This is a genomic window from Streptomyces sp. NPDC050548 (genome assembly GCF_044457385.1).
Lineage (GTDB): Bacteria > Actinomycetota > Actinomycetes > Streptomycetales > Streptomycetaceae > Streptomyces.
The window spans coordinates 14844-26866 of the sequence record NZ_JBITGV010000020.1; the positions used below are offsets into that span (position 1 = coordinate 14844).

Sequence of the window (12023 nt, forward strand, 5' to 3'; positions counted from 1 at the left end):
GTTGCTCAACTCATCGCGGACCGCACATCCCGGTACTGCCGACTCCGGCGACCGGATACCCGTGGCGGTCCACGCCCCGGACCCGATCTCGCGCGAGGGAGCCCTCAGCCAGCTGCGCAGATACCCGGAGATCGACCTCCGTGAGGAGAACGACACGGGCCCCGGCAGGGTGGCCCTGTTCATCGCCGACACCCTCGACGAATCCGCGCTGACCAAGCTGCGCAGACTCGTACGCAGCGAGGGCGGGCGCGCTGTACTCGTCGTAGGAGCCCTGCGCGAGGCGGAGTTGCTCGATGTGATCGAGTGCGGGGTCGGCGCCATCGTCTGGCGCCAGGAGGCGACCGCGCAGCGCCTGGTGCAGGCCGTGATCGCGGCGGCCCGCGGCGACGGCGACCTGCCGGCCGATCTGATCGGCAGACTCGTCGAACAGGTCGGGACGCTGCACCGCAGCGCGGCGGGTCGGTCCGGAGTCCAGACGGCGGGGCTCGTACCGCGCGAGGTGGACGTCCTGCGGCTGGTCGCCGAGGGACTCGACACCGGAGAGATCGCCAGCAAGCTCTCCTATTCCGAACGCACCGTCAAAAACGTGATGCACGGGCTCACCACCCGCCTCCATCTGCGCAATCGGGCACACGCCGTGGCCCATGCCCTCCGCGAAGGCTACATCTGACCGAACGGGCACTCGAAGCCGGACACGCGGGCAACCTGTCGTGCCCTCCCTGTGTCCCCAACGTGCTTGCGGGCACGGCCGGTTGGCACGGCACGATCGGAGTACGGCCGACAGGGGCGTATCGGGCGCCGACGCGTACGGCGGGGCACGACAGCACGGCAGGGCGGGAGCACGGCGGTGATCCACGAGGTGGACGAGGTCCTGGGGGACCTGATCGGCGGCGGCGCACTCGCCGGTTCGGGCATCGAGGTCTCCTTCGACGCCCCGACCCGCGACTGGGCGGCCCGGCGCAACACCCCCACCATCAACACCTACTTGTACGACATCCGGGAGGACGTGCACCGGCGCCAGCGCGGGCATGTCGCCGTGCGCGACGAGCGGGACGTGGTCGTCAGACGCCGCCAGCCGCCGCGCTGGTTCCGGCTGTCGTACCTGGTGACCGCGTGGACGAAACGACCGCAGGACGAACACCGGCTGCTGTCCGCCGTGTTGGCCACCCTGATCCCGCGCGAACTGCTCGCCCCCACCGAACTTCCGGGATCCCTCCGCGACTTGGGCCTGTCGGTGCCGATCTCGGTGGCCGGCATCCAGACCGAGTCACGGTCCCTCGCGGAGATCTGGTCCGCCCTCGGCGGCGAACTCAAGCCCTCCCTCGACCTCGTCGTCACCGCGCCCTTCCCGGCCTACCCCGAGTACGACGCGGGCCCACCGGTCACCGAGGGCGCCGCGGTCCGCGTCCACGGCCTCGACGGCATGTCACCGGGACCGGAGGAACGGGCCCACCGCCCGCGCCAGGTGGCGGCGGCACGGGAGGCCCGAGAGGTGGCACGGCGCAGGAGGACGTCGGGGACGGGGACGTGACGGTCGGGGAACTGGGTGTGTCCCTCGGCGTGACTCCCGCCACCGAGCCGGAGGCCGACGCGCTCCTCGCCCGGCTCGGCCGCCTCCGCGAGCGTGTCGCCCTGCTGGTCGCGGAGCGCTCCGCGACCGACCCCACGGCCACCGACCCGCTGCGCGGCCTCTATCTCTCCGGGGAGGCCGTGGAGTACCTGCTCCTGCGATCACCCGAACCGGCGCCGCCCGTACGGGAGTCGGCGCCCGACCGCCTGGCCGCCCTGCGTCTCACCGGCCTCGACACCGCCCTCCTCCTCATCGCCCTCGCCCCCGACCTGGACCGCACCTTCGAGCCCCTCTACGGCTACCTCAACGACGACGTCGGCCGCCGCCGGGCCACCGTGGGACTGGCTCTCGACCTGTGCGGCATCCCCGCCCACGAGGCGGAGGGACGGGCCCGCTTCCACCCCACGGCCCCGCTCTCCGCCCTCGGCCTGCTCACCGTGGAGGAACCCGAACGCCCCTTCCTCAGCCGCTCGTTGCGGGTACCGGACCGCGTCGTGGCCCACCTGCTCGGCGACGACACCCCGGACGCTGCTCTCGCCGGCCACCTCCACCCACTGCCGACGCCGAGAACGCCGTACGACGGCCAACACCCGGACGGGGACGGCGAGTTCACCCACTTCGTGGACCGACTGACCGTGCTGCTCGCCGGCGGACCGCCGCTCTCCGTGTATCTGAGGGAGCGTCACGAGGGCGACGGACTCGTGTGCGTGTCGGCCGCGCTGGACGCGGCGGGAGTGCCCGCCGTCCGCTTCTCCGGTCCGGTCGAGCGCGTGCCGGAGCTGCTGCGCGAGGCACGGCTGGGCGGCCGTACGGTCGTGGTGAGCGGGCTGCCCGACCAACCCGGCTCGCTGGTAAGGGCGTTGGCGGCTGCCACCGATGTCGCTGTGGTGTTCGCCGGGGTCCGCCCGTACGACCCGCTGTGGTGCGAGAGCGACCCGCTGATCCTGGAGGCGCCCCGGCAGCGCGCGGCGGCGGTGCGGGCCTGGACGGAGGCAGTCGGAGAGGACAGCGGCTTCGACGTACGGGCCACCGTCGCGCCGTACCATCTCGGCGCCGACCGCATCGCACGCGCCGCCCGTGCGGCCCGGGGGCTCGCCGCGTTCGACGGCACCCCGCTGACCGCCGCCCATCTGCGGCTCGCCGCACGCCAGCAGTCGGCGTCGGGGCTCGAACAGCACGCCCGCCGCATCCAACCCGCGGTCGACTGGCGGGACTTGGTTCTGCCCGAGCGGTCACTCACCCAGCTCCACGAACTCGCCCTGCGCGCCCGCCACCGCGACCGCGTGCTCGGCGACTGGCGGCTCAGTGCGGGCGGCGGCCGGGGGCGGGGCGTGCTCGGGCTGTTCGCGGGGGAGTCCGGGACCGGAAAGACGCTGTCGGCGGAGGTCGTCGCGGCCGAACTCGGCCTGGATCTCTACGTGGTTCAGCTGTCGTCGGTCGTCGACAAGTACATCGGCGAGACCGAGAAGAACCTCGAACGGATCTTCACCGAGGCCGACCGCACCGACGCCGTGCTCCTCTTCGACGAGGCCGACGCGGTCTTCGGCAAGCGGTCCGAGGTCAAGGACTCGCACGACCGCTACGCCAACATGGAGAGCGCCTATCTGCTCCAACGCCTGGAGTCCTTCGACGGGATCGCGCTGCTCACCACCAACCTGCGCGCCAACATCGACGAGGCGTTCACCCGGCGGCTCGACCTGGTCGTCGACTTCCCGTTCCCCGACCCGGCGCAGCGGCTCGCCCTGTGGCGGCACGGCCTGACCCATGTGCCGAGCGCACCGGACCCCGAACTGGCCCCGCTGGCGAAGGAGTTCGAGCTGGCGGGCGGCTCCATCCGCAGCGCGGTCGTCACCGCTGCCTACCTCGCCGCCGGACGCGGGGACTCGGTCGGCGCGGCGGACCTCCTGGAGGGGGCCCGCCGCGAGTACCGCAAGGCGGGGCGGCTGGTGCCCGGCGAGGGCACCTGGTAGCCGCCCAACAGCCCCGCTACACCGTGAACTTGACGGCCACCAGCCAGCGGGAGTTGTCGAGCGTGCCGCCGAAGATGTACTTGGGGCGCGCGTCCGCACATCCCTGACCGCCCCAGTCCCAACCGGTGTTGCGGGCCGTCTCGCAGACCTGGCCGCTGCCGATGTTGAGGGCGAAGCCCGTCATGTACGGAGCGCCGTCCTTCGAACTGCCGATGTAGTTGTCCGCGTTGTCGGCGATGATCGCCGTCCACTTCGGCATCCACATGCCGTTGCCGTCGGTCGAGGCCGGGTTGTGGATGAAGGCGTTGGCGCCCGAGCCGAGGGAGCCGGACACCGCGATGTTCAGTGCCGTGATCTGCTTGGCGTCGTCGACCGTGCCGGTCGCGGCCCCGTCGCAGACCGCGTCCGTCCAGCCGTCGCCCGCGATGAACGCGCGATAGCAGATGTGCCGGCCGGAGTCCTTCGCGGCCAGCTTCTTCACCGCGGTCGCCGCCGTCGCCGGTTTCGGCTTGGGCTTGGCGGACGCCGTGGATCCGCCCCCGCCGCCCCCGCCCGCCGCCGCGGCGGTCGAGGTCACGGCGACCGGCGGGGCAGCCGCGGCCGTCGCGGCGGGCGGCGCCGGCACGCTCGCGGTCGGGGAGGGAGCGGGCGCGAGGGTGCTGACACCCGCGTCCTTCAGCTGCTCGGTGGCGGTCGTCTTCACCTGCGGCTTGTACGCGATCCACAGCATCAGGAAGGTCAGCGCGAGCGCGAGGACGGCCCCGAGGAAGGTCGCCAGCCAGCGCGGCAGGAACCCACGCTGGAGGTAAGTCCCCTCCACGGGAAGGGGGTTGGCACCGGACCGCAGCACGTTCAGCGTGTACGGCCGCTGCTCCTTCGGCCCGAACCAGATGATCTTCCGGGGCTTCAGGGACGCCTTGACGAACGCCGCCCGGCCGGGCTCGATCTGCACATTGCCCGGATGGATGTCGTACGACAGCTGGTCGCCGTTGTCGCTGCCGCTGATCGACGCCGTCAGCTTGGTGTTGCCGAGGTTGTCCACGGCCAGCCGGGGACGGCCCCGGAAGCGTCCCTTGACGGTCGGCGGCACCAGCTCCGCCCGCACCTCCGTGAACGGGGTGATCGTCAGATTGCCCTCGGGGACGGTGACCGCCTCCGGGTGCTCGGTCGGCGTGATGCGGACCGCGTAGGGGTTGGGGCCGGCCGTCGCGTCCGGGGTGCGGGGCGGCGCGAACGTCAGGTCGACCGTGCCCGTCGTACCCGGGTAGAGCCGCAGTGTCTGCGGCTCCACGGTGGTCCAGGGCGCGATGCCCCCGACCGGCTCGAAGCGGTACTCGTCCACGACGTCGCCGGTGTTGCGCAGCCGTAGCCGCACTCGGGTACTGCCACCGGGATCGACGGTCGCGGACGCGGGCTCCAGGGAGGTCCACAGACTCATGTGCCGACGCTACGACGGATGGTGAGCGAACGTCAGGAGCCGCCGGGGCAAGGGGCGTTGCCCAAAGGGGCGCCGTCGTAAACGCGGTTGCCGCCTCAGCGGCGAGGACTTCCGCCTCGACGGACCGGAAGGGCACCGCGGGGCAGGTCGCGGCAGTTGCCCGGACTGCCCCTGAGGGCACGGAAGTTGCCCCGAGACAGGCACCCGAGGACGTTTCGGCGGCCGGGGGACGCGCGTGAGGCTTAAGAGCGTCTTATCTCGTACCCCGAGGAGAGCAGAGCATGCCGTCCTACCTGTCGCCCGGCGTCTACGTCGAGGAGGTGGCCAGCGGCTCGCGCCCCATCGAGGGAGTGGGTACCTCGGTGGCGGCCTTCGTGGGTCTGGCCCCGACCGGTCCGCTGAACGAGCCGACCCTGGTGACCAACTGGACGCAGTACGTGGCTGCCTTCGGTGAGTTCACCGACGGGTACTTCCTCGCCCACTCCGTCTACGGCTTCTTCAACAACGGCGGTTCGGCCGCCTACGTCGTCCGCGTCGGCGGCACCGCGGAGGGCGCCTCGGCGGAGATCAAGTCCCCCTCCGCCGTTGCCGGTTCGGCCGCCCCGGCCGCGCTGCCGCCCGGCGAACCGGCCCAGCTCGGCACCTTCGCGGTGACCGCCGTGGCACCCGGCGACCTGACCGTCGAGGTGGCCGACGCCGAGGGCGAGGGACCCGCCGAACGGTTCCGGCTGATCGTCAAGGACGCCGGCCGGGACGTCGAGAACTTCGACGTGACCGCCAAGAAGGGTGGCCGCAACTACGTCGTCACCCAGGTCAAGGAACGGTCCAAGCTCATCGCCGTGACCGAGGCCGCGCCCGCCGCGCAGCTGGCCCGCCCGGACAACCAGACGGTCGCGCTGAGGGCGCCCGCCGCCGCACCGGCCGTACCTGGCACGGCAGGTGACGTACCGTCACACCCCGGCCCCGCCACCTACCTCGGTGACTCCGCCGACCGCACCGGCTTCGGCGGCCTGGAAGCCGTGGACGAGATCTCCATGGTCGCGGTCCCCGACCTGATGGCCGCCTACCAGCGCGGCGCGATCGACCTGGAGGCCGTCAAGGCCGTCCAGTTGGGCCTGATCGCCCACTGCGAGCTGATGGGCGACCGCGTCGCCGTCATCGACCCGCCGCCGAGCCTGAACGCCCGTCAGATCCGCGTCTGGCGCCAGGAGACCGCCGGCTACGACTCCAAGTACGCGGCCCTGTACTACCCGTGGATCAAGACCTTCGACCCGTCCAGCGGGCAGTCCCGGCTGATCCCGCCCAGCGGCCACATCGCCGGCATCTGGGCCCGCAACGACTCCGAGCGCGGAGTGCACAAGGCGCCCGCCAACGAAGTCGTACGCGGCGCGGTGGACTTGGAGACGCAGATCACCCGAGGCGAGCAGGACCTGCTCAACCCCATCGGCGTCAACTGCATCCGCGCGTTCCCCGGCCGCGGCATCCGCGTCTGGGGCGCCCGCACCATGTCCTCCGACCCGGCCTGGCGCTACCTCAACATCCGCCGGTACTTCAACTACCTGGAGGAGTCGATCCTGATCGGCACCCAGTGGGTGGTGTTCGAGCCGAACGACCACGCCCTGTGGGCGCGCATCCGGCGCAACATCTCGGCCTTCCTGGTCAACGAGTGGCGCAGCGGCGCCCTGTTCGGGCAGCGGCCGGAAGAGGCGTACTACGTCAAGTGCGACGAGGAGACCAACCCGCCGGAGTCGGTCGACGTCGGCCGGGTCGTCTGCGAGATCGGCATCGCACCGGTGAAGCCGGCCGAGTTCGTGATCTTCCGGCTGGCTCAATTCTCCAGCGGAAGCGGGGAGTTGGAGGAGTAGGCGAGCCCCCCGTCAGCAAACAGCCAGCCGCCGTAACGCCATAAGGACAGCGCATTCATGAGTCTCCAGCCGGGTGACGCCCTCACCTCACACAATTTCGGCCTGCAGATCGACGGCGTGATGGTCGAGTACCTCGCCGAGGTCAGCGGCCTCAGCATCGAGCAGGACGTCATCACTTACCAGCAGAACACCCCCAACGGCCAGAACGTGGTGAAGAACCTGCCGGGCGTGAAGAAGAACGGCACCTGCACCGTGATCCGGGGCATGACCCAGTCGGCCTCGTTCACGCAGTGGATCAACGAGTCGATCTCCGGCCAGATGACCACTGCCCGCAAGAACGCGTCGATCATCATGATGGACTTCCAGAACAACCCCGTGAAGCGCTACCACCTGCGCAACGCCTGGTGCAGCAAGATCGACGCGAGCACGGTGAAGGCGGGCGAGGCCGCGGCTCTCACCGAGTCCGTGACCATCGTGTTCGAAGAACTGGTCATCGAATAATGCGGCGTTCGGGGGCGGGGGCGCCGGCTGCGGCGATGCCGGGTGCGGAGTCTCCGGCCGAGGTGGGAGCGGGCCCGGTACAGCCCCCGGCTCCGGCCGTACGGCAGACGCTGCGGACCGAGTTCCCCTTCCAGCTGCCGCGCGGCTACGTCGACGAGTCCGGCACGGTCCACCAGGACGGTGTGATGCGACTGGCCACCGCACGCGACGAGTTGGTGCCCCTGCGGGACGTCCGGGTGCAGGAGAACCCGGCGTACCTGTCCGTGGTGCTGCTCGGCCGGGTGATCACCCGGCTGGGGTCGGTCCCCATGGTCCACGACGGGATCGTGGAGAACATGTTCGCCTCCGACCTCGCCTTCCTCCAGGACTTCTACCGCCAGATCAACGCGGAGGGCCACACCCGCGCGGCAGTTCAGTGCCCGCACTGCGCGGAACCCTTCGAGGTGGAGCTCGGCGGGAGCCGCCTGGGGGAATCGTGACGTACGCGACCGACCGGCTGCACGAGGAGATCGCGTACGTCGCCTACCACTTCCACTGGAGCCTGGAGGACATCCTGGACCTCGAACACCACGACCGCCGCCGCTACACCGGCGAGATCGCGTCCCTGGTGACGCGAGCCGGGGCGGAGGGCTGAGCGGTGGGGTTCTTGGACCGGTTGCGGTCGCGGGGGCGGCGGGCCGGAGGGGCGGACTCCGACTCTGGCTCCGTAGGTCCTACGGGTCCTACGGGACCTACGGGACCTGCTGTAAGGGTGGCCGCCTGGCCGGGGCTGGCGCCGATCCAGCGGGCCTCGGCTGAGGGCGGTACCGGGGTGGCCGACGCCGGGTTCGGCGCGCGACTGCCCACGTGGCAGAACCCGTCCTTCACCGGCACGGGGTTCCGCGCGGTACTGGACGCGGAGCGCAGCGCCTCGATCGCGGGGTCCGCGCCCACGGCGGCGGCTACGGCGCGGGCGGTGCCGAGTCTGGGGCGGCCTGCGGGGGAGTTGCCGTTGGCCGGTCGTGCCGCAGCGGTGCCGGCGGTTCCGTTGCGGGCCGGTACGAGTGCGGATGCCCTTGCGGGACCGCGGGTGTCCGGGCCTCTCACGCGGGGCGGTTCCTTTGGCGTACGGCCGGAGGCGGTGAGGCCGGGTGGGTCGGATCCCGCGGCCGACGCGGTGCGTCCGTCTTCGGGTGTACGGGTGACTCCGGTGCCGTCGGTGCCGTCGGTGCCACCTCGGCCGGGGTCGTTGACGCGAGCCCGGGCAGGTGCGGCTGCGGTGGAGCGGCGGCTCGTTGCCCGGCCGAACTCGGCCGCTGCCGGAAGCGGTTCGGGCGATCGGGGTGGGCAGACGGTCGTGGGTTCCGGTGCGGCGAGGCCCGCCGTGCAACGCCGACCTGCGGCCAACACGGTTGCGCCGCAAGGCCCTTCGCCTCGCTCCGCAACTCCGCAGGCGCGTCCGGCAGGGGGTGGTGACGAGCCCGTCGGCCCCGCCCCGACGCCACCGACGGCACCGGGCAGCCAACGCGCGCTGCCGGCCTCCGCCCCGAGCGACGACGGCTCCGCCGAGCCCCGCTCCCACCCCCTGGCGGCAACGCCGCCCCCGGCGCAATCGGGAATCACTCCAACCCCTGGTCCTACGACCCCTCCCGCGCCCCAGGTCCAACGCGGCCCGGCGCCCCGCGTACCCCTCGGCGCCCCGCTCACCACACGCCCGAACGAGACACGGCAACGGCCGACGCCACGCACGGCCGCTCACTCCGCACCGGCGGGGACAGTCAACGCCCGCTCTCCGCAAGGCGATTCGGCCACGGCTGCGGGCACGGTTCCGCTGTCGGCGTCAGGTTCGGCAACACCCGCCCCGCCACTGCCCTCGCGGGCGGCCGACTCCCCGGCTCCGGCGGGGGTCAGCCCCGCCCGACGCCGTTCACCTCTCGGCGCTCCGGTCACCACGACACCGGCAGACGCCAAGCCCCTCACGGGTTCGCCGATCCCGGCGGCGGGCACCGGTCGCCGTACGGAATCAGGTTCGAGGCCGACAGGCCAGGTTCAGGGCCCGGCGATCCAACGCAGCGTGGCCCCGAACACATCTGCACCCCCTCCGCAGGCACCCCCTCCGCAGGCACCCTCGACCACTGCTCCTTCAGCCACCACCGCGTTCCCGACCACCGCACACCCGCCCGGCACGCACCGGCCCGCCGCAGCCCCGGCGACACAGGAGTCGGAGCCGACGACCCAACGCGGCGTCACCCCGAGCACGCCCGTACCGTCAGCGCAGGCCTCCCCGGAAAGCACGCACCCGAGCACCGCGCACAGTTCGATCGGAGCCTCGGCCGACGAGACTGCCTCGCCGACACCGGCCTCGGAGCCGGCGATTCAGCGAAGTGCCGTCCCCGGTACACCTGTTGTGCCCGCGAGCACCGCGCCGCGGTCGACCGGAGCCCCGGCTGGCTCAACTGTCGCGCCGACATCGGGTCCGGGGTCGGCGATTCAGCGAAGTGCGGTGCCGGGCCCGCCTGTTGTGTCTGCTGCGCAGGTTCCGTCGGCCTCGACGCAGCCGACTGCCGTGCACCCGACCGTCGCGGGCCGGCTGACCGCAGCCCCGCCTGGCTCGGCTGCCTCGCGGACATCGGCTTCGGGGCCGGCGATTCAGCGAAGTGCGGCCCCTGGCACACCTGTTGTTCCTGTCCCGCAGACCCCATTGGCCATCGTGCGTCCAGGTGCCTCGCGGACACCGGGGGTGGATCCGGTGATTCAGCGAAGTGCGGTGCCGGGCACGCCCGTTGTACCTGCTGCGCAGGTTCCGTCGGCCGCGACGCGTCCAGCCGCCACGTACCCGTCTGCCGTGCGCCCGACCACCGCAGACCGACTGACCGAGACCCCGGCCGACTCGACACCCCCGCCGACATCGGGTCAGAGGCCGACGGTCCAGCGAAGCATGGCCCCCAACACGCCTGTACCGCCCCCGCACACTCCGTCACCCACCACACCCCGGCCGACCGCAGCCCCGGCGGTAGGCCCGTCACCCGCCCAGCTCCCGTCGTCGACCGTGGCCCCGTCCCTCTCCCCGTCCTCGGCCTCGGCCCTGACTCCGTCCGAGGCCGGGCCCCGGCCCCCGGTTGTGACTCCGACCTCGGCCGCGACGCCACCCTCGGCAGCGAGCCAGTCCCCGGCCGGACCCCCAGCCCCCGTCGGACCCTCGCACGGACCCCAGTCCTCGGCCGTACCCCCGCGCTCAGCCACGATCCAGTCCCGCGCCACGAAGCCGACTCAGCCCGGCCCGACCGCGCCCGACCTCACGCTTCCCCGAGCGACCTCCCCTACCGAACCCCCGCTCAACGCGCCCTCCCGCATCGCGCGCGCTCTCACCGCACCCCGCCTCACCCCACAGGCACCCGCGACACACACCCCTGCCACACCGGCACCCCCCACCGCTCAGCTCCGCACCCCACTCCCGCCGCAGCGCCTCTCACCCCCGCTGTCCTCCACCCCCGTACAACGTCACCGCCGTACAACCCCCGACAGCCTCTCCACCCCCGTCGGCCACACCACACCACCCACACCCGTAATACCCGCAACTCCCACAGCCCCCAGCACCCCCGGAGCCCCGGTCACCCCCGTACTACCCAGGACCCCCGGCCTCTCCGCCACCCCCAAACCCCCAAGCACCCCCGCGCTCCCCGTAGTACCCCTACGCCCCGCCGCCCCGCCCCACTCCCTCCCCGTCCAACGCAGCTTCTCCTCCGCGGTCTCCTCCACCCTCAACCGAGTCCGCCCAGCCAGGAAGGCGCCCGGCGTTCGCACCACGGGTACCGGCATCACTGCCGGCATCGGCGCCACCCTCGGCCCCTCCATCGCCCCTGCCCTTCCCGCCGCCACCCCGCCCGCCGGCCCCCCACCGCCCTACACCCCACCCCCCTACTCCTCAACCACCGCCACCGCCACCGCCACCGCCACCGCCACCGCCACCGCCACCGCCACCGCCTCCCCACCCCCCGCCTACGAAGCCATCCCCGCCGGCCAGTTCGACCCTCGGGACCTCACCGACTTCCAGCTCGACGAACTCGTGCACCGGATCATCGGCCGCATCACCCGCCTGATCCGCACGGAACTCCGCCTGGACCGCGAACGCATCGGCAAACTCCGCGACCCCCGCCGCTGACCGCCGCACCAAGGCACAGCCCCGCACCCCACCGAAGCCTCGCACCGCACCGCCTGCCCCCACCGCCCCGCCCCGACAGAAAGGCCCACCCCCGATGTCCCGCCTCGACCCGGGCTCCACCATCTGGTTCACCCTCAGCATCGACGGCGAGAGCCTCGGCTACTTCAACGGGTGCGAAGGGCTGTCGTCGCAGGTGGAGATCGAGCACCGGCAGGAGGGCGGCAACAACGGCTTCGTATGGCAACTCCCCACCCGTGTCACCTTCTCCACCATCCGGCTGACCCGCCCGCTCACCCCGGACACCTCCAAGGTCGCCAAGTGGATCTCCTCCGTGCAGACCGGGATCAGGCGCCCCACCGGGCAGATCGCCGCGCTGCGCGCGGACGGCTCGGAGGTCGCCCACTGGGGGCTGATCGACGTGCTGCCGGTGAGCTGGCAGGGGCCGTCCCTCGACCCGGCCGGGCCCGCCGTCGCCACCGAGGTGCTGGAGATCGCCCACCACGGGTTCACGGACTAGACGGCGCGGGCGGGAGACACA

At 72.3% G+C, this 12023-nt stretch carries 10 protein-coding genes; 9 read left to right on the forward strand and 1 reads right to left on the reverse strand.

From position 1 onward, the window contains the following. Window position 1 precedes the first annotated feature (1 nt). The 3 genes from ACIBJH_RS39445 to ACIBJH_RS39455 all read left to right on the forward strand — a co-directional run bounded on the left by ACIBJH_RS39445 (window position 2) and on the right by ACIBJH_RS39455 (window position 3540). The gene (locus tag ACIBJH_RS39445) at window positions 2-670 is read left to right on the forward strand and encodes a LuxR C-terminal-related transcriptional regulator (protein ID WP_399121754.1); all 669 of its coding nucleotides are present in this window, start codon (window positions 2-4) and stop codon (window positions 668-670) included. Window positions 671-847: 177 nt separating this feature from the next. Then, window positions 848-1531 carry a DUF4255 domain-containing protein gene (locus tag ACIBJH_RS39450; RefSeq protein ID WP_399121755.1) on the forward strand — a complete coding sequence of 228 codons (684 nt, stop codon included), beginning with the start codon at window positions 848-850 and terminating at the stop codon, window positions 1529-1531. Next, window positions 1528-3540, forward strand: coding sequence for an ATP-binding protein (locus ACIBJH_RS39455; RefSeq protein ID WP_399121756.1), 2013 nt, complete (start codon window positions 1528-1530; stop codon window positions 3538-3540). The genes ACIBJH_RS39450 and ACIBJH_RS39455 overlap by 4 nt, the downstream gene beginning before the upstream one ends. 16 nt (window positions 3541-3556) lie before the next feature. Here the strand turns inward: ACIBJH_RS39455 and ACIBJH_RS39460 are convergent, their stop codons facing one another. Next, window positions 3557-4978 (reverse strand): hydrolase, encoded by a 1422-nt coding sequence (locus ACIBJH_RS39460; RefSeq protein WP_399121757.1) that lies wholly within the window; start codon window positions 4976-4978, stop codon window positions 3557-3559. A gap of 281 nt (window positions 4979-5259) precedes the next feature. Here ACIBJH_RS39460 and ACIBJH_RS39465 point away from each other — a divergent pair, with 281 nt between their 5' ends. The 6 genes from ACIBJH_RS39465 (at window position 5260) to ACIBJH_RS39490 (ending at window position 12002) form a co-directional block, all read left to right on the forward strand. Beyond that, on the forward strand, window positions 5260-6843 hold the full coding sequence (locus ACIBJH_RS39465; RefSeq protein WP_399121758.1) for a phage tail sheath family protein: 1584 nt from the start codon (window positions 5260-5262) through the stop codon (window positions 6841-6843). A 57-nt stretch (window positions 6844-6900) separates the two neighbouring features. After that, window positions 6901-7344 (forward strand): phage tail protein, encoded by a 444-nt coding sequence (locus ACIBJH_RS39470; RefSeq protein WP_019063375.1) that lies wholly within the window; start codon window positions 6901-6903, stop codon window positions 7342-7344. Beyond that, entirely contained in the window at window positions 7344-7823 is a 480-nt protein-coding gene (locus ACIBJH_RS39475; protein ID WP_399121759.1) for a hypothetical protein, read from the forward strand. The genes ACIBJH_RS39470 and ACIBJH_RS39475 overlap by 1 nt, the downstream gene beginning before the upstream one ends. Beyond that, the gene (locus tag ACIBJH_RS39480; RefSeq protein ID WP_200716683.1) at window positions 7820-7978 is read left to right on the forward strand and encodes a DUF6760 family protein; all 159 of its coding nucleotides are present in this window, start codon (window positions 7820-7822) and stop codon (window positions 7976-7978) included. The genes ACIBJH_RS39475 and ACIBJH_RS39480 overlap by 4 nt, the downstream gene beginning before the upstream one ends. A gap of 2466 nt (window positions 7979-10444) precedes the next feature. Then, window positions 10445-11485 carry a hypothetical protein gene (locus ACIBJH_RS39485; protein WP_399121760.1) on the forward strand — a complete coding sequence of 347 codons (1041 nt, stop codon included), beginning with the start codon at window positions 10445-10447 and terminating at the stop codon, window positions 11483-11485. Between the two features lie 94 nt (window positions 11486-11579). Further along, window positions 11580-12002, forward strand: coding sequence for a phage tail protein (locus ACIBJH_RS39490; protein WP_019071368.1), 423 nt, complete (start codon window positions 11580-11582; stop codon window positions 12000-12002). The last annotated feature ends 21 nt before the right edge of the window (window positions 12003-12023 follow it).